Annotated in this window: 19 protein-coding genes and 4 pseudogenes; 16 read left to right on the top strand and 7 right to left on the bottom strand. The window is 33.4% G+C overall.

All coding sequences use genetic code 11. The features are described 5' to 3' along the window. The first annotated feature begins 62 nt into the window (after positions 1 to 62). Positions 63 to 1,031: an IS110 family transposase gene (locus tag AACL31_RS03655; protein ID WP_339053403.1), complete on the top strand. Its 969-nt coding sequence runs from the start codon at positions 63 to 65 to the stop codon at positions 1,029 to 1,031. Here AACL31_RS03655 and AACL31_RS03650 read toward each other — a convergent pair. Beyond that, positions 982 to 1,550: pseudogene (locus tag AACL31_RS03650) on the bottom strand (YniB family protein). The gene AACL31_RS03655 and the pseudogene AACL31_RS03650 sit on opposite strands and share 50 nt — an antisense overlap. Before the next feature lie 179 nt (positions 1,551 to 1,729). Here AACL31_RS03650 and hxpB point away from each other — a divergent pair. The 4 genes and pseudogenes from hxpB to AACL31_RS03630 all read left to right on the top strand — a co-directional run. Next, entirely contained in the window at positions 1,730 to 2,395 is a 666-nt protein-coding gene (gene hxpB, locus AACL31_RS03645) for a hexitol phosphatase HxpB (RefSeq protein WP_310512787.1), read from the top strand. Between the two features lie 187 nt (positions 2,396 to 2,582). Beyond that, positions 2,583 to 3,134, top strand: a complete 552-nt coding sequence (locus AACL31_RS03640) for a metal-dependent hydrolase (protein ID WP_310512786.1) — start codon at positions 2,583 to 2,585, stop codon at positions 3,132 to 3,134. 202 nt (positions 3,135 to 3,336) lie between these two features. Then, positions 3,337 to 4,232 (top strand): annotated as a pseudogene (locus AACL31_RS03635) (cation:dicarboxylate symporter family transporter); the annotation flags it as partial. A gap of 266 nt (positions 4,233 to 4,498) precedes the next feature. Beyond that, positions 4,499 to 4,948 (top strand): annotated as a pseudogene (locus AACL31_RS03630) (cation:dicarboxylate symporter family transporter); the annotation flags it as partial. A 266-nt stretch (positions 4,949 to 5,214) separates the two neighbouring features. Here AACL31_RS03630 and thiD read toward each other — a convergent pair. Together thiD and AACL31_RS03620 are read right to left on the bottom strand one after the other, a co-directional pair. Further along, entirely contained in the window at positions 5,215 to 6,012 is a 798-nt protein-coding gene (thiD, locus tag AACL31_RS03625; RefSeq protein ID WP_339053751.1) for a bifunctional hydroxymethylpyrimidine kinase/phosphomethylpyrimidine kinase, read from the bottom strand. Between the two features lie 1,479 nt (positions 6,013 to 7,491). Beyond that, entirely contained in the window at positions 7,492 to 7,887 is a 396-nt protein-coding gene (locus tag AACL31_RS03620) for a winged helix-turn-helix domain-containing protein (RefSeq protein WP_310512784.1), read from the bottom strand. 437 nt (positions 7,888 to 8,324) lie between these two features. On the opposite strand from AACL31_RS03620, the gene AACL31_RS03615 reads away from it, so the two are divergent. The 9 genes from AACL31_RS03615 (at position 8,325) to AACL31_RS03580 (ending at position 15,363) form a co-directional block, all read left to right on the top strand. Then, positions 8,325 to 8,624 carry a phage holin family protein gene (locus AACL31_RS03615; RefSeq protein WP_032116003.1) on the top strand — a complete coding sequence of 100 codons (300 nt, stop codon included), beginning with the start codon at positions 8,325 to 8,327 and terminating at the stop codon, positions 8,622 to 8,624. 789 nt (positions 8,625 to 9,413) lie between these two features. Next, positions 9,414 to 9,890, top strand: coding sequence for a hypothetical protein (locus AACL31_RS03610; RefSeq protein WP_310512783.1), 477 nt, complete (start codon positions 9,414 to 9,416; stop codon positions 9,888 to 9,890). A 321-nt stretch (positions 9,891 to 10,211) separates the two neighbouring features. After that, positions 10,212 to 10,949: a DJ-1/PfpI family protein gene (locus AACL31_RS03605; RefSeq protein ID WP_310512782.1), complete on the top strand. Its 738-nt coding sequence runs from the start codon at positions 10,212 to 10,214 to the stop codon at positions 10,947 to 10,949. 82 nt (positions 10,950 to 11,031) lie between these two features. Continuing rightward, positions 11,032 to 11,616 (top strand): chorismate mutase, encoded by a 585-nt coding sequence (locus tag AACL31_RS03600; protein WP_310512781.1) that lies wholly within the window; start codon positions 11,032 to 11,034, stop codon positions 11,614 to 11,616. Between the two features lie 57 nt (positions 11,617 to 11,673). Further along, positions 11,674 to 12,531: a hypothetical protein gene (locus AACL31_RS03595; RefSeq protein WP_310512780.1), complete on the top strand. Its 858-nt coding sequence runs from the start codon at positions 11,674 to 11,676 to the stop codon at positions 12,529 to 12,531. A 199-nt stretch (positions 12,532 to 12,730) separates the two neighbouring features. Continuing rightward, positions 12,731 to 12,949 (top strand): PsiF family protein, encoded by a 219-nt coding sequence (locus AACL31_RS03590; RefSeq protein ID WP_310512779.1) that lies wholly within the window; start codon positions 12,731 to 12,733, stop codon positions 12,947 to 12,949. Then, positions 12,946 to 13,041: a PsiF family protein gene (locus AACL31_RS20895; protein WP_409013950.1), complete on the top strand. Its 96-nt coding sequence runs from the start codon at positions 12,946 to 12,948 to the stop codon at positions 13,039 to 13,041. The genes AACL31_RS03590 and AACL31_RS20895 overlap by 4 nt, the downstream gene beginning before the upstream one ends. 423 nt (positions 13,042 to 13,464) lie before the next feature. Then, positions 13,465 to 14,010 carry a DUF924 family protein gene (locus AACL31_RS03585; protein ID WP_310512778.1) on the top strand — a complete coding sequence of 182 codons (546 nt, stop codon included), beginning with the start codon at positions 13,465 to 13,467 and terminating at the stop codon, positions 14,008 to 14,010. 264 nt (positions 14,011 to 14,274) lie between these two features. Beyond that, a complete protein-coding gene (locus tag AACL31_RS03580; RefSeq protein ID WP_310512777.1) occupies positions 14,275 to 15,363 on the top strand; it encodes a glycosyltransferase in 1,089 nt (362 codons plus the stop codon). Between the two features lie 82 nt (positions 15,364 to 15,445). Here the strand turns inward: AACL31_RS03580 and AACL31_RS03575 are convergent. After that, positions 15,446 to 16,135, bottom strand: a pseudogene (locus AACL31_RS03575) (aldo/keto reductase); the annotation flags it as partial. A gap of 144 nt (positions 16,136 to 16,279) precedes the next feature. After that, positions 16,280 to 17,752, bottom strand: coding sequence for a DASS family sodium-coupled anion symporter (locus AACL31_RS03570; RefSeq protein ID WP_310512776.1), 1,473 nt, complete (start codon positions 17,750 to 17,752; stop codon positions 16,280 to 16,282). A 219-nt stretch (positions 17,753 to 17,971) separates the two neighbouring features. Between AACL31_RS03570 and AACL31_RS03565 the strand changes: the two genes are divergently transcribed. Beyond that, positions 17,972 to 19,177, top strand: a complete 1,206-nt coding sequence (locus AACL31_RS03565; RefSeq protein WP_310513469.1) for an IS91 family transposase — start codon at positions 17,972 to 17,974, stop codon at positions 19,175 to 19,177. Between the two features lie 648 nt (positions 19,178 to 19,825). On the opposite strand, the gene gndA is transcribed toward AACL31_RS03565, so the two are convergent. Further along, complete coding sequence (gene gndA / locus AACL31_RS03560) at positions 19,826 to 21,238, bottom strand: NADP-dependent phosphogluconate dehydrogenase (RefSeq protein ID WP_310512460.1); 1,413 nt, start codon at positions 21,236 to 21,238, stop codon at positions 19,826 to 19,828. A 233-nt stretch (positions 21,239 to 21,471) separates the two neighbouring features. On the opposite strand from gndA, the gene AACL31_RS03555 reads away from it, so the two are divergent. Further along, entirely contained in the window at positions 21,472 to 23,061 is a 1,590-nt protein-coding gene (locus AACL31_RS03555; RefSeq protein WP_310512461.1) for a TerC family protein, read from the top strand. 52 nt (positions 23,062 to 23,113) lie between these two features. Here the strand turns inward: AACL31_RS03555 and asmA are convergent, their stop codons facing one another. Continuing rightward, the gene (gene asmA, locus AACL31_RS03550; protein WP_310512462.1) at positions 23,114 to 24,937 is read right to left on the bottom strand and encodes an outer membrane assembly protein AsmA; all 1,824 of its coding nucleotides are present in this window, start codon (positions 24,935 to 24,937) and stop codon (positions 23,114 to 23,116) included. Between the last annotated feature and the right edge of the window lie 47 nt (positions 24,938 to 24,984).

Here is a 24,984-nt window from a genome sequence, read left to right as displayed (position 1 = left end):
CACTCATCTGAAACCCGAACAGTTGTCCGTACTCCATAACGCATTTGCAAGGATGGGTAATCATGAGTCAGCCAAATCCACTTTGTGTGGGTATTGATGTTTCTAAAGCAACGCTGGACATAGCAGCCAGCTGTGATATTGCACAGTTTACGGTCAGTAATGACTCTGACGGTTTTGATGCCATTATCGCCGAATTGAGAAAGCATTCGGTGGTGTTGGTTCTGATGGAGGCAACTGGCGGGCTTGAAGCTACTGTGGCCTGCTCGCTCCAGGCTGAAGGCTTTGACGTCACTGTGATCAATCCCAGACAATCCCGAGACTTTGCCCGCGCTATGGGCTATCTGGCAAAAACTGACCGTATTGATGCCAAAGTGCTTGCACAAATGGCAGAGGTTATTAATCGACATCCGGAGCGAGAGCGCTTTATCCGGACTCTGCCAAATGCAGAACGTCAGGTTCTTGCTGCGATGGTCGTACGCAGACGCCAGTTGATTACAATGTTGGTGGCAGAACGTAATAGGCTGTATACCGCACATCCACAGAATAGAAAAAGCATCATCATCATCATCAAGGCGCTGGAAGATGAACTTGCCAGAATCGATGAGGATATGAACAACCACATAAGGAACCACTTTAAGGATCTGGCCGCTAGGCTGAGCAGCATTAAAGGGGTTGGTACCATGACAGTTGCTGCGTTGTTGGCGGAGCTTCCCGAACTGGGCAGCCTCTCGAGGCGAGCTATTAGCGCGCTTGTAGGCGTTGCCCCCATAAACCGGGACTCGGGTACCATGCGTGGTCGGCGAACCATATTTGGCGGAAGGGACGGAGTCCGAACAGCACTTTATATGGCCGCGCTTGTAGCAACTCGCTTTAATCCGGTGATAAAAGCCTTTTACATGCGTCTGCTTGCAGCGGGAAAAGCCAAAAAAGTGGCGCTGGTCGCCTGTATGCGCAAGCTGCTGACTATCCTGAACGCGATGCTCAGAAAGAACGAAGAATGGAATGAGTCGTACCATCACGTTTCTCCATAATTTTAACGTTCAAGACAGTTGCTAATATAATCGGTAATATATACAAAATAAAAAACTGCTGGAAAATGGTATGACGAGGAATAGTAATTTTGGCTTCTATCTCTTCTTTTGATACTTCAGTACCTTTCGCTCTTTCAAAAATAAGATGATCTTCAATACTTTCTTTAATAAATTTCAATTGACGATTCATTCTGTTACCTGAAGCACTCAAAGCTTGACCAACAAACATTAAGAAAAATAGTAAAATAAAGCCAAGATTAGCTGTCGAAAGTCCCATATGAGTACTGGGAATTGGTGAATTATGCCAAAAAAATTTAAAAAGACCGTGTTTTGCCGTATAATAAGAGCCATAATTTTAATAAAATCATTGGCTACAGCATTTAAGCCATCCCCTTGTAAACCTTGCTTTTCTGCTAGCAAAACTAATGAAACTACAGTAGACACCAGCGCTAAAGAAAAAATTATCCATCCTAAAACACACTTTGTAATAGCGATATAAAATGCTGTTTGATAATTCATTAAATCTCCTCATATTTTTTATATTACCATTTATATTAAATGATAAAATGTTATCAAAAACATATAAATGTTATTTTATCACTAACCAAAATAAGACCTCACCTACCTATATTAAAAGATTTCTTTATTTTAAATTGATAGAATTAAGCAACAAATCATGAATAATAGGAGTGCTTTTAATGTCTCATGAGCTATCTATCAAAGCTGCTATTTTTGACATGGATGGGTTATTGATTAATTCTGAACCCCTTTGGAGCCAAGCAGAAAAAGAAATTCTTAGTAAACTTGGCGTTAATACTTCAATTGCTAATCAACTTCCCGACACTCTAGGATTACGTATCGATCAAGTGGTACAACTGTGGTATTTAGCTGCCCCCTGGCAAGGAACCTCATTAGAAGAGGTGGAACAAAAAATTGTTAGACGGGTTATTGAACTTATAGAAGAACAACGACCTTTATTACCAGGTGTTAAACATGCACTTCAACTATGTCAGGATCATAATTTAAAAATTGGTTTAGCATCAGCTTCACCAAAGCACATATTAGAAAAAGTACTCACTATGTTTAATATTCACGATTACTTTTCAGCCGTAGTATCAGCGACACCATTACCCTACAGTAAACCCCATCCAGAAGTTTATTTACAAGCAGCGAAACTGCTAGCTATAGAACCAACACATTGTGTGGCTTTTGAAGACTCTTTTCATGGTATGATTGCGGTTAAATCTGCACGTATGCGTAGTATCGTTGTCCCACCAAAAGATCATTTCACTGATCCACGTTGGACATTAGCAGACGTCAAACTCAATACGCTGGCTGAATTAACAACTAAGCATATCGTTTAAATTTGTTCAATTGGCAGTAATTTGATGCATCAGTATACTGCCAAACTAATGCAATATCACTTCTCTTACAAAAAATTGCTCTTATTATTTAATAAATAAGATATTTTTTTCGATTACACTACTCAAACTAAGCCAAAACTATTATACTTTGCAAACTGTATAAATAAACAGTTGGATATTATATGCTATGACTGCCACCGGGCATCTGTTTTTTTCAGTATCATCATTAATACTTGTGCATAAACTAGCAATAACACCTGAGTTTGCACATGGTGATTGGCTTCATTTATTAGCCGGTGCGCTACTTGGCGCACTGCTACCGGATATAGATCATCCATCCTCTTCTCTCGGACGCTTATTTCGTTTCATTTCTGTGCCAATTTGTCGTTTATGTGGTCACCGTGGTTTTACCCACAGTTTACTCGCATGGCTGCTCATTATGTTATTATCAACTCAATTGCCCAATAGTTACTGGCTTTCTGATGCCCTGATTCAAGCATTCTTATTAGGTTATTTTAGTCATTTAGTCGGGGATATGTTAACCGCGAAAGGGATACCTTTCTTATGGCCAGCAAAAATTTCTTTCTGTTTTCCTATATTAGGTAATAATTCTAATCAAAGAGCAGAACATTCTATCGCCATATTATTAGCTATTTGTGCGATATTAATTCCATCGAACTATCAATTACCACTACGACCGCTGTTACAAGAAACAAAAAAAACGTTATTACATATGTAGTTAATGAATTAAACGATTTAATTTTATTCTATTCACGATGAAACATTATGAATATAAAATTGCATTTAGTTATAAGAAAATTATTTTTATTGCTAATAATATATAAGGGAAAATGAGTTTCATTGGAAGTTTTTCATCATCTTACTTCACCAATGACAAAGAATCTTATACCTAGAACAATAAACCGAGCTGGAGAGTGGGTATGAATTTCCCTGTAATTCTGAATGTACTTATCTTTATCCTATTATTGCTGTTATTGGCCAAAATAAGTGCAGATGGATGGAGTCTATCAAAAAAAGTTTTTGTGGGTCTTCTTATTGGTACTGTTTTTGGTGTTGTTTTACATTTAGTATATGGTATTAATAATCAAATAGTGCATGATTCATTATCTTGGTTCAATATTGTAGGCAATGGGTATGTGAAATTACTTCAAATGATTATTATGCCTTTGGTATTTGCTTCCATACTAAATGCGGTAGCACGTTTGCATCAAACCTCTTCATTAGGAAAAATCAGTTTTTTCACCATTGGGATCCTTCTTTTTACAACAGCCATTGCCGCTCTCATCGGGATTATTATTACATATTGGTTTGGCTTAACTGCAGAAGGTCTGGTACAAACTAGTAGTGAAACTATTCAACTTGGGATAATAGAAAATAACTACATCCACAAGGTTTCTGATTTAACAATACCTCAATTAATATTATCATTTATTCCTAAAAATCCATTTGCCGATCTGGCAGGAGCTAATCCAACATCTATTATTAGCGTTGTTATTTTTTCTACGTTTTTAGGCATAGCGGCTCTCCAATTAGCTAAAACTAATCCCGAAAAAGGTGAAAAAATATTATCTGCTATTGATATTTTTCAATCCTGGTTCGGCTAGTTATACGGCTTACACCATATGGAGTAATGGCTTTAATGATTAAAGTTGTTGCTAATTCAAACCTACAAGATATTATTAAACTTGGCAGTTTTGTCATTGCTTCTTATTTAGCATTATCCTTAATGTTTATTGTCCATGCTATACTTCTTTCTTTCTCTGGCATTAATCCGATAAAATTTTTTAAAAAAGTCATTCCTATTATTAATTTTTGCATTTACTTATCGTACTATATTTTTTACTAAAAATTATAGCGAACCGAACTGAATAAAATTTTAGCGATAGACTAAACTAGTTTTTTATTGCTATTTCATTGTATAATAAAAAATAAATTTAAATTAAGTTAATTAATCAAAATTTAACTAGCTGACAATTATTTTGTCACTAGTTTTTTAGCGTTTTATTCTTATTATCCCAGATTTAATCTATTAATTAGACCTGCATGATGGTAATATGCGCCGCTAAGTTAATGCAAGTACGTAGTCGTTCAAGTGCTGGCAGTATTGCATTAAACGTTGAAACGCAAACTCAGCAACTGGGCATTCCTGAATCAATTGCTAATTTTTCAGCATCCTTCGGCGCAACAATTGGTCAAAATGGATGCGCAGGTATTTACCCCGCAATGCTTGCTGTAATGGTTGCCCCAACGGTAGGAATCAATCCCCTGGATCCTATATGGATCGCTACACTTGTTGGTATTGTGACCATAAGTTCTGCCGGGGTGGCCGGCGTAGGTGGGGGAGCAACTTTTGCTGCATTAATGGTTTTACCCGCGATGGGATTACCAATTACTTTAGTAGCGTTACTTATTTCGATTGAACCATTGATCGATATGGGAAGAACTGCATTAAATGTTAATGGCTCAATGGTTGCAGGAACAATTACTAGCCAATTGATGCATCAAACGGATAAAAGTATTTTCGATAAATAATATTTCAAACTTATAATCTCTGTCCAAAAGTCCTATTAGAAATCTCTTTAGGACTTTAAAACAACTAGTCAACTTTATGAAATAGATTATTTTTATTATTAAATACGATTGACAATAACGATTATTTTGAAACTTAAATAATTATTTTGTCTATTCATAATTTTCATTTTAAATCCACTAGATAACCAATAAATGCATACTATAAAATAAATATCCTGTTTCTCACAATTGTAGAATTATTAACAGTTTTTTTACTAGATGAAAAATTACCACCAGGTATAAAAATGGTGAACAGGCCCAATTCCTTCGCCAACATTTAATCTATTGGCATGCTTCAAGGTATTTTGCACATAATTTTTAGCTGCAATAATTGTATCTTGCCAGTTGTCAAAGTAAGGACGCTTAGCAGCCAACGCTGCAGATAATGTACAACCAGTACCATGAGTATTTTGTGTTCTTACTTTAGGTAATGAATATAGCCATTCACCACTATGTGTAATAAGCCAATCGGGGCTTTCTTTATTATCAAGATGTCCACTCTTTATAAGCACAGCCGGGCAGCCAAATGATAATAGTTTTCTTCCTTGAGATACCATCTCCTGTTCATTTCTAGCTATATTGCAATTAAAAAGTACTGCTGCCTCAGGCAAATTGGGGGTAATAAGAGACACTTTAGGTAACAAAATATGAATAAGACTATCGATTGCATCAGCATCCAATAATGGTACCCCACTTTTCGCAAGCATAACGGTATCTAGTACCGTAAAAGATAATGAATATTTTTCTAGTGCCTCTGCTACTATGGATATATTTGTAGCAGTTGATAACATACCAATTTTCACACTATCAATTCGAACATCAGTTAATACTGATTCAAGTTGTGAAGCGACAATTTCGCCAGGAAGATTATGAATTGACTGTACTGCGCAAGTATTTTGCGCAACTAATGCTGTTATCACAGCTGCACCATAATTTCCTAATGAGGAAAATACTTTCAAATCAGCATGTATACCTGCACCACCCGTTGGATCAGTTCCAGCAATTGATAAGGAATTATAAATCATAAATTTTCCTAATATTAAAATATTAATCAGAATAATTTATGCTACCTTACTTGACTTATTAGATTAAACCAATAGTTATTTTATATCACAACAAATGAATATATTACCTTTACTACCCTATTTCACTATTTTTTGTTTAGTGTTAAGATATAATAAAAATCATTCTCATTATATATCTTTTATCAATTTTGTATTTTTAATGAAATAACCCAAATACAACTAATTTTGTAGCACTTAAGCATAATATTCTTCTTAACAAGAGTGACTTTAAAGCTAAAAATTTTTATCGTATTTTATAAAATGAAATAATAAATAATTTATAAAAATAATTTATCTATCAATAGCACTCATTTACAATAAATAAAGCCAATGGATATCACAGATTAGTCCCTTGCTTTAGCATAAGATAGTATTCAATATTGACAAGTTTATTGATAGGAACCAGTTTTATCAAAAATAAAATTAAAATCAATTTTTTTCAAAACAAAAAAATAACACTATTATTGGATTATATTATCTTTCAATCGTGAAATATAATGAATCTTACAAGACTATCTGTTTTTATTAATTTAAATAAAAATTTTATATAGATAATAGTACATTTAAAATTGGATACCTAATACTAATTAACAAATACCATTTATAACTAATAAAATGATTTAACTGCATAAAAAATTAATGTAGCGCATAAAATGGCATTTATTATACAGTTTATTAAATGAAAATTGAATAATAAAGTATAAGAAATAAAAAAAATGCGACGACAATCTTGTTATTAATGCTAATGTTATTTTTATTGAAATGCCAAACTCTCAACAACGCTTTAATATTCAACTTATCTTAATATAAATTTTTTATTACTTATCCTTTGGCTAACTCAACGGCTGTAAAATATAGTTAAAACATTTTCTATACATAACCAAATATTATAGATGTTTTAAGCATAATAAATATTTAACTTTAATAATTCATTCTATCGTGAGATAACTCACTTGAAAGTTAATATATAACAATTCTTTCCTCTATCTAAAAAAATATAACTAATAAACTATAAACACATTGATTAGTTTATTAGTCGATAATCATAACTTTACACTAAAAATATGACATTAATAATTTTATGATTTTAGTTAAATTAGTTGATAAAATTAATAATGCAGTTTGATAATTTATTTGATTCATTGTTAGTACAATTTAATATTTTTAAAAAAGATTTACACTAACAATACTTAATTAATTTATAATTTGAGCAATAATGGGCTATTTTACCAAATTGTATAATTAAATAACGAACATTTAATTAACATATAGATATAATTTTCAAATTTTATTTAACGTTTATATTTTTTTCAATAAAACAAATTATAATCAATCTTACATACATTTAAGCTACCGTGATTTCCCTGGTGTAATATGGCGATTTGAATTATATACTATAAGATAATACTATTTTAATTTTAGATAATAATTTGAGATAAATTATAATTTAATTTGTAAATTTTTTAAATAATTGTAGATGTGAGTAATAAGAAGATATCGTTTAGGGGGTTTTTCATTCCATAATATTTCCGTACCATCTTTTATAATTGCACAAATCATACCATTTGGCATTCTTTTCAAATCAAGAAAACCACTAACATTGTAAAGTTTTTTTCGTACTCTAGAAAACAATTGGCTAACGTTATTTGCTGTAATACTCCTATATCTATCCATCCACACATACTGAATAAGGTGTTCTAAATCCATCGTATCCTTGCCATGAGAAAAATTGAGGATAACTTCAAGCATAAGAAATTCTTTAGGGGTTAATTTTACAACTTCATCTTCTACTTCAACCGTCCTACCAACGCTATTGATAACTATATACGACTTCATAGCTTCCTCCTCCTGATAAAATATAAATAAACTAATATAGTTATACTTATATCAATAAAGAATACAAAACTATACTTTTTTATTGAGCTAATGTTCAAAATTTTGATAATAGTTTTTTTAAAGACTAAATTAACTAAATTCATTTTACAGCAATAACAGGTTTAATTAACATAAATTTTATTTCATTTAATGAATTTTAGTTCCTAATAGTATCTAAATATTATTACTAATTATGGAAAATTTTAAAGCCATCTTTATCTCTTTTATTAAAAAAAATCAATTATATCTTTCCAAACAGTATATTTATAAAATAAAATAACGCACGAACCATTACAGTAATCGTAATGGTTGTAACAATAAAGTTTAATAATTGTCTTATTTTTGTTTCAATAAAATCCTTTAAAAAAGTAAATCTAGAATCTGGGGGTTATACCCATATGCCTAAAGAAAATGATGTTCTTTTATGGTGTCTTATAGGTTTGTTTTCTGCATGGGGAGGTGCTACTAGATATATATTAAATACGGAAAAAAAGAAATCAAAACGACGATGGATAGCGATGATATTTGAAATGATTATATCTTGCTTTACTGGATTTATTGGAGGCTTATTAGCTATGGAATATGGCTCTAGTGACTATATTGCACTAGTAGTTGCGGGCTTACTAGGATCCATGGGTGGTACAGGATTAAAATTACTATACCAAAAAGTTTTCAATTTAAAGGTTGATAAAAAATAATTTACTTTTATAACTGCCATAATTATAGACATTCAATTATAACTAGCTATGTTTTCTTTTCACTTTAATTACCACTAAGGGTAGTGTTGAAATAAAATTCTACTTTTAGTGGATATCTACTATATCATTCTGATAAATAAAGTTTTGTATTCACAGCTTATTTACCAAATAGATAATTTTATTTAAATGCGATGTTAATTTTATTATATTATGTGTTTTAAAGATAATAATTATTAACTTATTACATTTAAATAGTAAAAAGAAATTATAATTGTTAATATTATTTCTCCTTTGCATTAATAATACATTATAAATCATAAAATATAAAATATAAAATTTATCACATGCATTTATTAATGCGTAATAAGCAAAAAAGATAAAATAAAAAATAACATTTATAATATAAAAAATTTATTTTTTATATATTTAATAATATTAAGCAAAATTAGTTTCATTTTATTCTGTTGAGACATTAAGATCCTTAATCATATTTTTGATCATATTAGCAAATAGCAAATAGCAAATAGCAAATAGCAAATAGCAAATAGCAAATAGCAAATAGCAAATAGCAAATAGCAAATAGCAAATAGCAAATAGCAAATAGCAAATAGCAAATAGCAAATAGCAAATAGCAAATAGCAAATAGCAAATAGCAAATAGCAAATAGCAAATAGCAAATAGCAAATAGCAAATAGCAAATAGCAAATAGCAAATAGCAAATAGCAAATAGCAAATAGCAAATAGCAAATAGCAAATAGCAAATAGTAAATAGAATGACCCAGGAAAAAAATGAATATAAAAAAATATGCAGAAAATAGCAAAATAGTACATATCAATCATAACTTTATACAAGATAATCAAAGCTCCTTAATTAGAACTTTTGTTATTGAAGAAGTAAATGTTGAATTTACACGATTGGTATTTACTTTGGCCAATATGCCATCTGGTTCATACATAGAAATTATCGATCGTAAGAGACAACATACACGTATCTTTCCACTAAATGAAGGTTCTACGCTAAATGTAACTTTTTATACTAATTGCATAGATATTAAAGTTATTTTACCAAAAAATTATCACTATAGTAATAATCAAATAATGGAGCTTGCTTATTATGAAGCACTTCCGCTTGATCTAACACAAATTGTTGAAGATAGTAATGATGGGCGACAACCCTATATGTGGTATAAAAATACGCCTTTTTTTAACCCAGCTCGCGCTGTACATTTTGTCGCATTTAATGGTTATGGTGAAACTTGCTCATGATGAAAGCGGTTCTGCTGAGCGATTATGTAAAAATATTCTATTAGATATTACGATAAACGGATAATTTAATAATGTTGTAACAGCAATAAATAGTAACACTCATTTAAATTAACTGGGTATTACTCATAATAAAACCATAATAAATAATATTAGATCAATTTTAAGTGGCAAAAATAAGCTATTATCAATACCGCTGAGTTCTATTTTGTTGCTGTTAATAAAACTAAATATTTAAGATTAATAGTAATAAATTAAGTTAACAACATAAAAGTATTAACTTGGCATTTAACTTTCTCATTATAAAATTAAATAGGTCATAATATGAAAGAAGAAAAAATTACTACTGAAAAAAAAGATTTAGTTTTTGCATTTGTTCTTTTTCCAGGAATGACACCATTAGATATTATTGGTCCTGCCACGCTATTACAAAATCAAGGATTTACAATAGGATATGTTTGGCATGATAAACAACCAATCTCGACAGAAATTAATTGTGTAACACTCAGACCTACCACAACATTTGATGAATTAGATGCTGTAGATATCTTATGCATTACCGGTTCACATAATCCTTTTCCAGCACTTAACGATACTAAAATGTTAAAATGGATACACAAAGTTGGCCAAAATGCTAAGTATATTACTAGTGTATGTAATGGTAGTATGTTTTTAGCCGCGGTAAATCTTTTAGATAACTATAGATCTTCAGTACATTGGAGTTGCAATGAATTTTTAGCAAAATTAGGTGCTACTGTTTCTAACGAACGGGTTACCATTGATAGAAATAGAATTTCGGGTGGAGGCGTAACCGCTGGTATTGATTTTGGACTGCGCATATTATCAATTATAAAATCAGAAACTGATGCAAAGGTAATGCAACTACTTACCCAATATGATCCTCAACCTCCCTTTCAATCAGGAAATCCGGCAACAGCTGAACCAGAAATAGTGAATATAGCGTGTGATAATATTAAAACATCATTTGAAACAGAAACACCTGATTATCTTGAAATACTTGAACGTGCTATTGAAAGAAAAAAAGACTTTATAAATAATTAAATTATATATTCAATAATGTTGAATATTATTTAATTTATTGATACATTTAAGTTATTTTCACAATATAGCATCCGGATGTATTATGATTAATAAGTTTAAGCGCCATAAACCCTGTGCAGTTATATTGAAGTACTCTTTATCTACGCTTTTTTTCATTTCATTTACAGCTACGGCTAATCAATACCAAGAAATTGCAGCTCTTATTGAGCAACGTCTTTCTTACATGAAATATGTTGCTAAGTATAAATTTGAAAAACACCTGTTAGTCGAAGATCGTACTCAAGAAAATAAAGTTATTTTAAACTCTATTAATAAAGCAGAAATTTTAGGCCTGGATAAAAAATCAATAAAGCCTTTTATAATATCCCAAATAAATGCCGCTAAAGCTATTCAATATCGCTATAAGGCAGACTGGCTAGCTATGCCAGAAACGATAGTTCAACATGATGATTTAGCAGTTATCCGTTTAAAAATCAGCAAATTAACTGATGACATCATACAATTAATTGCGAAAGAATTAAAAAACAACGGTCAAATAAAAAATCAGATCTGTTCATATATAAATAAAATCCAGCTGCATAATCTTAAAGCCGCTGATAAAAAAATAATCTGCTCATCACTTGAGCAAATATCTTTAAAAAATAAAAATACAAACTCAAAAGAATAATCTGGCAATCGGCAAAATTGTCCATTTAGTTAATTTATATTCTTGAGAAAAATTAATATGCCTATATCACCATTAACTTCTGTTCCAGCATTTCCATCTGAGCAATTAAATTATAAAGAATATAATATCGACAATTACAATAATATATTATTAGAATTTGATAAAAAAATTAATGATTCTACGAATATATTATTGAAACAAAAAATAGAATTTAACAATGAAATTATAGGATTAATTAATGAAATTAAAAAATTGCATGATAGTCATTTGGAATCAAGTGAAAAAAACAACGAAAATTTTATAGCAGAGTTACAAATATTAAAAATAAAATTTGGGATGGTCGCCATAAAATATGCTGATACTGACTGGGAAAGTTTTGGCCTTTCCGAAGATATATTTAAAAATAATCATCAATTTTTGAACTCGCATTTATGTCGATTATCATTAGATGAGCAACAACGGCAAAACATAACCGACAACGATATAAATCAAGTTTGGTATTGTTGTTTATATAATTTTGCCTATGAATTAGCTCACAATAAGGTTGCCCCTCCAGCTGATAAAAATCATACTAAATATCATACTGAATATTATTCCATAGTAGATAAATTAAAAGCAGAAAATTTACCAGAAGATAAGATTTTTGCAATAGCAAATGCGCGCAGTGCATTAATTCTTTGCAGGGATTCTTTTGTTACTGAAAGTCCTAAAGACAATGCTTTATTTATAGCACTAAAGGAAGTTAATAAGTTTTATGATAATTATCTCAACATAAATGAAAATACTAATATTGAACAATTAGAGCTCGAATGCGAGGTGCTAATGAAAGAAAAATCACTCTATATAGCCGAATCAATAAAACAAGAACTCCAGGAACTCAAAAACGATTGGCTCAACCAATCTAATCCTAAATAGCAAAATTCACTATACATAACTACTATATAAGCGAATACTCCAGCTTATACAACAAAAGAAGCAAGATAGTTTAGCTCACTAAAATAGCAGAAATTATTTTATAGAGAATACTATTCTAATTATTTGATGACTATTTTCTCCACAAATCATAATTTACTGCTATTGTTGTATTGATATCTTGTAAATTCGGAGTTCTACTATGAAATTGAAAATATTATTTATTACATTAATCAGTGTGTTATTAATAAATCCTGTTTTAGCTGCCGAAAAAATGTCACAAAAAGATATGTCAGAGCAACAACGTAAAATGGGGAGTTGTAATTCTAAAGCTAAAGAACAATCATTAACGGGTGAAAAAAGAAAATTCTTTATGCAATCCTGCCTTCGTAATAAAAAAATCAGCAAAATGAGAGAATGAAAAATTGTAGTAAAAAAGCTAAAAAAATGAAATTTAAACAAGGTAAACGGCAAGAATTTATGCAAGAATGCCTAAGTAATAAAAATAATTAATTTAATATATCAATAAGGCCACTTTCTTTTTAGTGGCTTATTTTTTATTTCTAGAATATTGTTTTATTTTAATTAAAATAGAAATGACACCATTGAATATTTAATAAAAAATAAAATAGTAAATTATTTATCAAAAACTGTCACTTTTGATATATTAAAAATAATAATTAGAATTTAAAAAAAATTAACATTTTCTAAACGCAATATAATTTAAAATAATAACGTTATTCATTTTGCTCATACTAATGGAGTGACATAAGATTACATTATCGTCACATATCAAGCAAATTTATAAAATAATTTGCTTCATTTAACAGAATTTTTCTTATAAAGTAGCTATATTATATTTTCATCTTCATTTTACTATTCAGAATTATAGATGGTTTACAGCGGGAAAGTTGCTAACCTAAAGAGATAAATATAATGCATAATGAATGGCAAGAAGTTTTAGATTTCTGGTTTAAGGAATCTACCAATAAACAATGGTTCGAAAAAAAACCACAATTTGACGCTATCATCCGAGATAGATTTAAACTTACTACTGAAAAAGCGAGTCGTGGTGAACTTGCTCATTGGCGTTGTTCAATAAAAGGGAGATTAGCTGAAATTATCGTGCTTGATCAGTTTTCTCGTAATATTTGGCGTGATACAGCAAAAGCTTTTTCACAAGATAATATGGCGCTTATGTTAGCTCAAGAAGCAATTAAACAACCAGATTATACACACTTACCAATAAAAGAACGTAAATTCATTTTAATGCCATTTATGCATTCAGAATCACCTTTCATACATCAACAAGCTGTTCCTCTTTTTACTGCATTAAATGATAAAATAACACTTGAATTTGAAATGCGGCATAAAGAAATTATTGATCATTTTGGCCGCTATCCACACAGAAATGGAATTCTTAATAGAGTTTCTACTCCTGAAGAAATATTATTTTTAAAAAAATCGGGTTCAAGTTTTTAGCTTATAAGAAGAGCAGTAGAGTATATATTTGCAATATGTACTCTATTTTGTGAATTAACAAAACAATGATTTTTTTGCAACTTTTAAATTAAGTTATTGTTCAATTATTTTTTAAATATTACACTGAAATAACCGCAATATTTCGATAAATAAACGCGTCATAACCACCATTCAAACTATTTTATTAATGAAATGGTATTTCTTTAAAATAGATAAGATTGACAGATATTATTTTAACCAAGAACTTGATGAGATTAGCAGACGATGCCAAACAAAATATTAATAACCAGCTACAACATTAGTGGTTTTGGTGGTATGGAAACCGTTTGTCGTGAATTTATTTTGTTATTAAAACAGCGGCGACCAGATATAACTGTCAGTTTTGTCTTTTTTAATGCTAAACAAACGCAACCGAATGATGATTGGTTAGATAACATAAAATATAGTCGATTATATTCCAATATTAAAAACGGCAAGCTGCGACGTATTCATTATGCTTTGCAGCTACGACAACTACTTAGCGAGCAAAAAATTAACGCAATTATCGCCTTGGATTCGATTGCCTGTTATAACTCAAATATCAGTAGAAAACTTATCTTAGGCAGACAAATACCACTAATTTCCTGGCCACACTTTGCCATTAATGGAAGTTATAAAAAAGAATATCTTTTAAAAGCAGATTACTATTACGCGATAAGCTCAGGTATAGCGAGGCAATTAGTTGCCCTCGGCGTCGATGAAAATAATATTTTTACCTTATTTAATCCAATAAAAAAACAAGACATTGTTATCCCGCGACCTAAGGACAAAACTGTTTTTCTCTATTTAGGGCGAATATTTTTTGCGGGACAAAAACAACTGGCTTTTCTATTTACTAGCTTGGCAAATATCAGCGGTGATTGGCAACTCAATATTGTCGGTAGTGGCGAAGAGCACGAAATCAATCAATTAAAACAGCTAGCTAAAAAACTAAATATTGAAAAAAAAATTAACTGGCATGGCTGGCAGCCAGATCCATGGTTTTATATACGCAATAATATAAAAACAGTTTCGGCCCTACTACTAACTTCCAGCATTGAAGGCCTTGGCATGGTTCTTCTTGAAGCCATATCCTATGGTATTTATGCAATAAGTTCAGATTGCCCAGCTGGGCCGGAGGATATCATTAAAAACGATATTAATGGAAAATTATTTCCTGTTAATGATCTACCCGGTTTCGTTAATATATTGCAGAGTATTGTTGATAATAAAACCTTACCCTCACAGGTTAGCATAAAAAATTCTATCTCAGATTTTTATGAAGATAGCTATTTTGACAGAGTTAATTCATCCCTTAAGAAAATTCTAGCGTGATAGCATTTAGCGGATTAATCATTATGATTAATCCGTGCAAAAACAATATTAGATGGCAACCTCTCAAAACTATAAAACCCTATTCACTTTGACGACGATATTTTCCGGTTAAAAAACCAGATGCCAAACTATAGTAAGTAACAACCCCAATATTTTCTTTGATACAGAGTTTCTTCAACTTATCATCAAAAGCGGCGCGATCGTAAATATTATATTCCGGTTGTAATACCTGGTATCGCGGTAAATTCTGACTATTCGCCACATCTAACGCTGTTTTCAATTGCCCCGCATCCAAATTTGAGGCGCCTATAGCACGAATTTTGCCTGTTGTTAAAAGCTTCTGATAAGCGTTTAACGTCTCTTCATAAGGTGTATTGATGTCAGGCCAATGAGAAAAATAGAGATCAATGTAATCTGTTTGTAAACGCCGTAATGAATCTTCAACCGCGTTTATAATCCAGCGAGCAGAAAGCCCACGCTTACCAGGCGAACCTAAATCTGCGCCCACTTTGGTAAAAATAATTAATTTATCTCTGGCAATGGAATGTTTAGTTAGCCAATTTCCAATGATAGTTTCAGATTCTCCTCCACGATTACCTGCTGCCCAACTTGAATAAACATCTGCCGTATCAATTGCAACTAAACAGTTATCATAGAGAGCATCTAAGATGGTAAAACTCTCTTTTTCATTGATAGTCCAACCAAATACGTTACCACCAAAAACAAGTGGTGGGATAACAAATCCAGTTGAACCTAACCTACGCAATTGCATATTTCCTCACTTGTTTTTAAATAAAGCGAATGTAATAGCTAGAAGATTCTAGTGGTACTTTTACAGCAAGATTGTATTTATTAAATGTTAAACCCTATTTAACTTACAGATATAGTACAGCAATTTAGATATGTTAATTATAACTTACCAATAGCCCAATAACTTCCACCATAAACCACCAATGACTAACCAAATTAAAATATTAACCACACTTAATATAAAACCCATTTTCCACCATTCAGCTAAGGTTGTATAACCAGAACCAAAAATAATCGGCGCAGTACCTGTAGCATAATGGGTTAACGACATCATTAATGATGAAGAGAAAGCCAGGATCAAACCAAGCAAAATAGGTGGCGCGCCCAATGCTAATCCAGCAGTAAAAAATGCTGCAAACATTGCCATAATATGGGCTGTGGTGCTGGCAAAAAAGTAATGGGAATAGACATATATTAAAACAAGTAACAACATGCCATCAATCCAGCCGATCCCCAGATGATCAATAGCGTTTCCAACTGTTTGAGAAAACCAATTAGTCAACCCAAGCTTACTTAGAAAAGATGCCATCATGACCAGTGCAGCAAACCAAGTAATTGTATCCCATGCCCCCTTGGTTTTCAAAATATCATCCCAAGCTAATACCCCGGTACAAAGTAAAACGGAAAGACCGATAAATGCCGCAGCGGTAGGGTTAATAGTAAAAGCGCTACCAAAAATAAGCGCAGGCACACCAGCCCACATCAGCAAAAGCATGGCAAATACCGCTAAAGTAATTTTTTCTGCTACTGAAATAGGCCCTAACTGGTGTAATTTTTGTTTCGCGAAATTTGGTGCATCGGGTGTTACTTTAATTTCAGGTGGATAAATCCAATAGATAATTAATGGCATAATCAATAACGAAATAATACCTGGTATAAAAGCGGCTATTGCCCACATTCCCCAACTTATCTCAAATGGAGGTGTGGTATTTTCCATAATCAAACTAACAATCAATGGATTAGGGGCAGTTGCCGTAATAAACATCGCAGATGTAATTGGATTGATATTAAAATTAACCAATGAAAGATAACGGCCAATTTTGTGTGAGTTACCTGATTCGGGATCAGAGCCGAAACTCTTTGCAATTGAGCGCATTATAGGATGAATAATGCCACCACCCCGCGCAGTATTACTTGGTGTAACTGGTGCTAATATTGTCTCTGCAATCGCCAATGAATAAGCGATGCCTAAGGTCTTTTTGCCAAATAAAGAAATAAAATAATAACCAATACGGGCACCTAAGCCGGTCTTATTTAGACTAACAGAAATCATTATTGAAATACCTATCAACCAAATAAGTTGATTTGAAAAACCGCTCAATGCATCATTAATGGCTTCCGTCGGATTATTAGGATTAGTTACCCCCGTAATAGCAATTAATGCAATTGCAATAATGGAGATTGCACCTATTGGTAAGGCTTTACCTATGATAGCTATTATAGTCCCAATAAAAAGCGCAAATAATTGCCAAGCATTTACCTCAACACCGTCAGGAGTAGGAATAATAAACCAGATGATGAGAGTGATTGTAATAGCAATTATGGTTGGTAAAGGTTTGAATGGGGTCAATTTATCCATATTGTATTATCCAATTGGTGAAATATATCTACACAAAAAATAATTAATAACTTATAAATTAAAAAATCACGCTAACAAATCATACAACTACTTATTATATAAATTTATAGATTAGTAACTATATTTATTTTTATGGACAGTAGCCCGCCTGCGTCGGGAGCTAAGACGCTGTAAGTAAATGGCTGTCCTTAGTAACCGCCTCCCGTTATAATCCGGTGTATGTATATTCCCCGACCCGCAAAACTTCTCTTCCAGATAGATGACGGCTGGAACCGGTTACTCATGAAATACGGCTCTTCCGTTCCCGAATGGACTAAACTGGTCGTCGAACGGATGCTCGCCTGTGGCACCGGTGCTATGGGTATCCGTCGTTATTGCTGCGACTCCCCTGACTGCCCGCACACCAAATATTTCTGTCAGAGCTGCAAAAGCAAAGGCTGCAGCGCCTGCGGGATGAAAGCCACCGAACAGTGGATAGCCGAGCAGCAACACATTTTGCCAGACTGCGAATGGCAGCACATCACTTTCACTATGCCCGATAAACTCTGGCCGGCATTTAATCACAACTGGCCATTACTGAATCAGTTGTTTGCCTGTGCCGCTCGAACCCTGCTGAAATGGGCAGAAAAACTCAATATCGAAATCGGGTTGTTTGTCGCCCTGCATACTTACGGGCGTCAGCTTAACCAACACCCGCATATCCATTTATCGGTGACCCGCGGCGGATTATGCCGCAAACACGACGTCTGGCGACCGGTTTTCTTCAAAAAGAAAGTAGTAGAGCGGTACTGGCGCCGGGCTGTCATCGCGTTACTTCGAGAGAATTACGGCGGGCTGAATTTACCTGCTGCCGGCTATGTGCATATCCGCGACTACCGGGAATGGTGTCAGTTTCTGGAATCACAGTACCAGCGGCGCTGGAAAATTCACTTTGCGAAAAAAACCAAACATGCCCGACAAAATGTCAATTATCTTGGCCGTTACCTGAAACGCCCGCCGGTTGCAGCCTCAAAACTGCGTCATTATAACGGCGGCACTGTTGTCCATCATTACTATGATCACCGGACGGGAAAGCACCGCACCCAATATCTGAGCCAGGAAGCAATGTTGTTGCGCTACATCAGCCATATCCCGTCACAGCATTTTAAGATGGTGCGGTATTACGGCTTTCTGGCCAACCGGAAACGGGGTATTTTGCTGCCGAAAGTCTATGCGGCACTGGGTATGCAGGTGAAGAAAAAACCGCATAAACCGGGCTTTGCGTCGCTGATGAAACACTTTACGAATGTGGATCCGTATCAATGCATATTATGTGGGAGCCGGATGATTTTTAACAGCGTACAGGTGGGTATCAGAGCAGAAGTATTACTGGAAATGCGCCGTAAGATAGTCAAAAAGGCGCGAGGGTTACGGAAAACCGCGTAGGGAAGATCTAACTAAATTCAATTTATTGTATAAAAAAACCTCTGGTTGACGAAAAGCCAGGCGACTACTTGATGGTGAAACTAGAGATCGGTCATCCGTATCAGCAATTAAGGTCAGAAAAAAAGAAATAATTAACATTCAATTTCCTAACCATCAAGCTTAATAATAAATATTAATTTATAAGTTTATTAAATTATCCAATTTATTCTTTTAATTTTTATCTCTTTATTGTAAGAATAAGTTATTTTCATATGTTAAGACTGTGATATGTATTACAAAAATCACAATAAACTTTATTCATTAATTCACTAAGATAAACTATTTCTTTTAGTCTTAGTGATTTTCATAATATAGCAAATTAATCATAATTATTTATGGTTAATTTTATCAAATAACAAATAAGTTTATTTGTTTTATTAAAAAACAATAGATTTATTTGAAAATCAGAATTACTTTATAAAAAATAATATATTTTATATTACAATATAATGTGTAAATCTATTTATTTTTGAATAGATATAAAATTAAAGTCAAAAAAAAAGCAGCAAATCAATATGTCCATTTGTGCTAACCCAAAGCCAAGAAAGATGGTCTTTATCGTTAATGATAAAGACCATCCAATATGATTTTATATCAGTTCAGCTAGACCTATTTCTCTATCCATTCAGTATGAAAGATACCCTCTTTATCAATCCGCTTATAAGTATGAGCGCCAAAATAATCACGTTGTGCCTGAATTAAATTTGCCGGTAAAAAAGCAGAGCGATAACTATCATAATAAGAAATTGCTGCTGTAAGCGTAGGTAATGGAATACCATTTTGTATACCAAAACAGACAATATCCCGTAATGATTGCTGATATTCATCAGTAATATTCTTAAAATAAGGCGCTAACATTAAGTTTGCTAAAGATGGGTTTTGGCTATAGGCATCGGTAATTTTTTGCAAAAATTGCGCCCGAATAATACAACCAGCTCGGAAAATCCTGGCAATTTCACCATAATTTAGCTGCCATTGATATTCATCCGATGCTGCTTTTAATTGCTGAAAACCCTGTGCATAGGAAACAATTTTACCTAAATAAAGTGCCCGACGAACTTTTTCAATAAATTCCTGCTTATCACCTTTAAATGAACTAACAGCCGGCCCAGTCAGGATTTTTGCTGCTGCCACCCGCTGCTCTTTTAAAAAAGAGAGATAACGCGCAAATACTGATTCAGTAATAAGCGTAACAGGTACTCCCAAGTCTAAAGCACTTTGACTGGTCCATTTTCCAGTTCCTTTATTAGCGGCTTCATCCAATATGACATCAATCAAATAATTACCAGTCTGGTCTTCTTTTTTACGAAAAATATCGGCCGTAATTTCGATTAGATAACTACTTAATTCCCCTTTATTCCATTCAGTAAAAATATCGGCTAATTCTTCATTATTTAATTTTAATGCGTTTTTAAGTATTGAATATACTTCAGCAATAAGCTGCATATCACCATACTCGATACCATTGTGCACCATTTTTACATAATGACCTGCACCATCGGGACCAATATAGCTGACACAGGGCTCACCATCGGCCTTAGCTGCAATTTGTTGCAAGATAGGCGCCACTAAATCATAAGCCTGTTTCTGTCCACCAGGCATGATAGAAGGCCCTTTTAATGCACCTTCTTCACCACCAGAAACGCCGGTTCCAATAAAGTTAAACCCTTGTGCTGAAAGTTCTTGATTACGTCGAATAGTATCCTGAAAATAAGTATTACCACCATCGATTAGGATATCACCTTTATCCAGATAGGGTGTTAAGGAAGCTATGGTTTTATCTGTCGCCTCACCCGCTTTTACCATTAATAAAATACGACGTGGTTTTTCTAATGAATCAACAAATTCTTCAATTGTATGACAGGGGATTAATTTTCTACCTGGATTTTCTGCGATCACTTCATCGGTTTTTTCTTTAGAACGATTAAAAATCGAAACAGAGTAACCTCGGCTTTCAATATTGAGCGCTAAATTACGTCCCATAACAGCCATACCAACTACACCAATTTGTTGTTTTGACATGAAAAACTCCTGTCTGACAATTTATTACCCACAATTAACGAGCAAATATATTTTTACGTATTGATATATTAACTTACTCTATAGTTTGGTGATAGTGATTTCATACCTTCAAGGACACGATATTTCGGCTAAAAACGATTAAAAAAACGTTATTATATTGAAATTTTTGTTCAAAGTGCCCATTATTCTAGAGGTCGGCATAAGCCGTCATATTAGAAGGTAAAATAAATTTTATGGAATGGATCGCTGATCCTACGATGTGGGCGGGGCTTCTTACTCTTATCGTACTCGAAATCGTGCTTGGCATTGATAATTTAGTCTTTATCGCTATCTTAGCTGATAAATTACCGGCTAAATTACGTAATAAAGCAAGAATAACTGGTTTAACCTGCGCACTTTTTATGCGCATCATCTTATTGTTTAGTCTCACTTTACTCGTTTCACTAACCAATCCTATCATTAATATTTGGGGTCACCCATTTAGTGCGCGGGATATTCTGATGCTTGGTGGCGGGCTGTTTCTGCTTTTTAAAGCCACTATGGAGCTTAATGAACGATTAGAAGGTAAAGATGAACGATCTGGCAAGCAACGAAAAACGGCTAAATTTTGGGCTGTTGTCGCGCAAATTATTATATTAGATGCTATTTTTTCACTTGATTCGGTAATCACTGCCGTAGGTATGGTTGAACATATTGGCATTATGATTGCTGCAGTCACTATTGCTATGATCTTAATGATTATCGCTAGTAGACCATTAACCCTGTTCGTGAATACTCATCCAACTATTGTTATTCTCTGTCTCAGTTTCTTACTGATGATCGGTTTTAGCTTAGTTGCTGAAGGATTTGGTTATTTGATACCGAAAGGCTACTTATACGCTGCTATTGGTTTCTCTATTATGATCGAATCACTTAACCAATTTGCATTATTTAATCGACGCCGTTTTTTAAAAGGCACCAAATCACTGCGGGAAAGAACCGCTGAAGCAGTATTGCGGGTTTTAGATGGTCAACATGAACGCGCTGAATTAGATCATCGCACCTCTGATTTAATCGCTGATAATAATGGTATTTTTGATCCACAAGAACGACAAATGATTGTTCGTTTATTAGGATTCGCTCAACGTAATGTTAGTAGTATTATGACTTCGCGCCATGACGTTGAATACATTGATATCAACAAGCCTGCGGATAAGCTACTTTCATTGCTAGAAAAAACACCACATACCCGTCTTGTTGTTACGGATGAATCGATAAGCGATGAACCAGTCGGGGTTATACACGTTATCGACATATTAAATCAACAATTAAAAAAGCAAAAACTTAACCTACATGCCTTAATTACCCAGCCACTAATTTTCCCTGAAGGCTTATCACTACTTCAGGCATTAGAGCAGTTTCGTAAAGCTCATACCCATTTTGCCTTTATTGTTGATGAATTTGGCTCTGTCGAGGGAATTGTTACGCTGACGGATATTATGGAAACTATTGCCGGTAATATGCCAATCAGCGAAGCAGAGGTGGATTCTCGTCATGATATTCAACAATTAGAGGATAGCCGTTGGGTTGCTAATGGCTTTATGCCTTTAGAGGATCTGATCCTGTATGTGCCAATTACGCTTGATGAAAAACGTGAATATGAGACGATTGCCGGATTATTAATGGAGTATCTACAACGAATGCCTGTGGTAGGTGAACGTATCAAAATTGAAAATTGGATTTTTGAACCGTTGGAAGTCACCAGCCACCGCCTTAAAAAAGTGTTGATTACTCCCCTGCAACTGGCTAAAAATGATGTTAAACAGAATATTACCTTAACATAAAACATAACGCGCTAATCATGGCGCGTTACATTTGTTGAATATTAAGCTAAAACTAATTTTTCGATTTAACTTCTTTTTCTAACCAACTATCTAGTGCTTTTTTAGCTTGCGATTGAAACTCATCACGCAGCAATTTTTCAATATTCAATTGATATTGTAAATTTTTCCACTTACCATAAATACGCAGAGGAATGGCCAATTGATTAATTTTATTAATAAAATTATCATTTCCATGCCAGCCTTTATTGATATTAACCAGCAATTTGACGTCTGCTGATTTCCCGGCTAAATTTAGCCAACCGTTACCATCGATACTCATAGCGTCTGAAGAAGCAACCAGATTTGAGAACGATAGCATGCCTTTATTAAGTTTTGTATCAACGGTTAAATTTTCAATTTGGGTATTATCGTCAAGATTTTGCGGGGTATCAATTTTATCAGTAAGGCGTGAAAAGGCGTGTTGGATCAGTGAAGCTATATTTAATCCTGTTAACTGTGCCTTGGATAACATTACATTAGCGTTACCGGACCACAAATTTAGCAGCGCAAATTTATCATATCCAGGTCCTGATAAATTTGCTGCTAACATCAATGAACCATCTAGTTTGGTCGGCATGTCAAAGGATTGCAACAAAGGAGCCAACCTAACATGATTAAATTTGGGCTTAGCCGTGACAATAACCGGACTATTTTGATAATTTAAACTAATAGGTAATTCAAAATTTCCACCTAATAATCCACCTTCTAGCTGACTAACATTTAATAACGCTTTTTTATTGGTTATCTTAGATTTAAAGCTATCAACAACTAAACCTCGATATATAAGTTTATCGGCAGAGATTGTTGCTTGAAATGGGAATTGCTTTAAATAACTTAAATCATAACTATCGGTTTCAACCGTCGCAATAACAGGCTTAGGACTTACTTGAGGCGTTATCTTTGTCTCTATTAAAGGTTGTAATAAAGATTGCCAACCTAAAATCTTATCTAGATCCAGTTTTGTGGAAGTAATATTTAATTGATAATCTGGTGATTTACCTAAATGAGCCACTAAATTTCCAGTTAAATTACTATCATTGACGTCAATAGCTAAATTAGACAGGGTTAATATTGGTTGCTGATCATGCAAATAATCAAACAATAAAGTTGCATTGCCGCTAATGCCATCTGTTGGTAAATTAATACCACTAATTTTATATTTTAATTGATTAATTTCCCCAGCAATCTGATGCGGATAATCTGCAATATTTAACTTACTTTTTAAAGAAAAAGTGAGATCTTGCTGATCCTTACTTACATTACTACTAAAATTAACGCTAATAAAATGATCATCTTCCCTGCTGAGCGACAACATAATATTACGCATATTTAGCTGGGTATCATTATCCAACTGCCAAATTAACAAACTATCAGTTAGTTTTATTTTATTAATCTCAAATAACCATTTGCTATCATTATTATTTTTCCTACTAATACGGTTAAGACCTTCTGGAGCAATCGGGGCATCTGGATTTGATTTTGCTTCACTATCTGGAGTAGCGCGCAAAACTGCATTACTGATTACAATCTGTTCAACAGACAGTTGGTGGGAAATTAACGGCCATAAGGAGACATCAAGCCGCATGTTATCTGCACTAATGGCCGGCTTAGTCGCGCCCGGCGCGGTGAGTGAAATCGGCCCAGTAATAATACTTAGCCTAGGCCATACATGCCAACGCATTTCGCCTTGAAAAACTAAATGATAGCCGCTTTTTTGTTCAACTTTATCAATTAAATAGTGACGAAAATCATTGGGATTAACGAGCAACACTAGCGCCGTTAAGCCTGCTAAAATAACCACCATCAGAATAGCTAATGTGGTCAAAAATCGTTTCATCACTGTCTCCATCAATGGTATTCAAACAAACAATTAATGACTTCATC

The sequence above is a fragment of the Arsenophonus endosymbiont of Crataerina pallida genome (genome assembly GCF_964020125.1).
Taxonomy (GTDB): Bacteria; Pseudomonadota; Gammaproteobacteria; order Enterobacterales; family Enterobacteriaceae; genus Arsenophonus; species Arsenophonus nilaparvatae.
The sequence above is the reverse complement of the archived record's forward strand: the minus strand, read 5'-3'. Positions and strand labels throughout refer to the sequence as shown.

Excerpts from the sequence above, each read along its gene's own strand:
- AACL31_RS03620 (WP_310512784.1), bottom strand. The coding sequence starts at position 7,887 with ATGAAGTCGTATATAGTTATCAATAGCGTTGGTAGGACGGTTGAAGTA.
- AACL31_RS03555 (WP_310512461.1), top strand. The coding sequence starts at position 21,472 with ATGGAATGGATCGCTGATCCTACGATGTGGGCGGGGCTTCTTACTCTT.
- AACL31_RS03570 (WP_310512776.1), bottom strand. The coding sequence starts at position 17,752 with ATGGATAAATTGACCCCATTCAAACCTTTACCAACCATAATTGCTATT.
- AACL31_RS03605 (WP_310512782.1), top strand. The coding sequence starts at position 10,212 with ATGAAAGAAGAAAAAATTACTACTGAAAAAAAAGATTTAGTTTTTGCA.
- AACL31_RS03565 (WP_310513469.1), top strand. The coding sequence starts at position 17,972 with ATGTATATTCCCCGACCCGCAAAACTTCTCTTCCAGATAGATGACGGC.
- AACL31_RS20895 (WP_409013950.1), top strand. The coding sequence starts at position 12,946 with ATGAAAAATTGTAGTAAAAAAGCTAAAAAAATGAAATTTAAACAAGGT.
- asmA (WP_310512462.1), bottom strand. The coding sequence starts at position 24,937 with ATGAAACGATTTTTGACCACATTAGCTATTCTGATGGTGGTTATTTTA.
- AACL31_RS03610 (WP_310512783.1), top strand. The coding sequence starts at position 9,414 with ATGAATATAAAAAAATATGCAGAAAATAGCAAAATAGTACATATCAAT.
- AACL31_RS03585 (WP_310512778.1), top strand. The coding sequence starts at position 13,465 with ATGCATAATGAATGGCAAGAAGTTTTAGATTTCTGGTTTAAGGAATCT.
- gndA (WP_310512460.1), bottom strand. The coding sequence starts at position 21,238 with ATGTCAAAACAACAAATTGGTGTAGTTGGTATGGCTGTTATGGGACGT.
- AACL31_RS03600 (WP_310512781.1), top strand. The coding sequence starts at position 11,032 with ATGATTAATAAGTTTAAGCGCCATAAACCCTGTGCAGTTATATTGAAG.
- thiD (WP_339053751.1), bottom strand. The coding sequence starts at position 6,012 with ATGATTTATAATTCCTTATCAATTGCTGGAACTGATCCAACGGGTGGT.
- AACL31_RS03580 (WP_310512777.1), top strand. The coding sequence starts at position 14,275 with ATGCCAAACAAAATATTAATAACCAGCTACAACATTAGTGGTTTTGGT.
- hxpB (WP_310512787.1), top strand. The coding sequence starts at position 1,730 with ATGTCTCATGAGCTATCTATCAAAGCTGCTATTTTTGACATGGATGGG.
- AACL31_RS03615 (WP_032116003.1), top strand. The coding sequence starts at position 8,325 with ATGCCTAAAGAAAATGATGTTCTTTTATGGTGTCTTATAGGTTTGTTT.
- AACL31_RS03655 (WP_339053403.1), top strand. The coding sequence starts at position 63 with ATGAGTCAGCCAAATCCACTTTGTGTGGGTATTGATGTTTCTAAAGCA.
- AACL31_RS03590 (WP_310512779.1), top strand. The coding sequence starts at position 12,731 with ATGAAATTGAAAATATTATTTATTACATTAATCAGTGTGTTATTAATA.
- AACL31_RS03640 (WP_310512786.1), top strand. The coding sequence starts at position 2,583 with ATGACTGCCACCGGGCATCTGTTTTTTTCAGTATCATCATTAATACTT.
- AACL31_RS03595 (WP_310512780.1), top strand. The coding sequence starts at position 11,674 with ATGCCTATATCACCATTAACTTCTGTTCCAGCATTTCCATCTGAGCAA.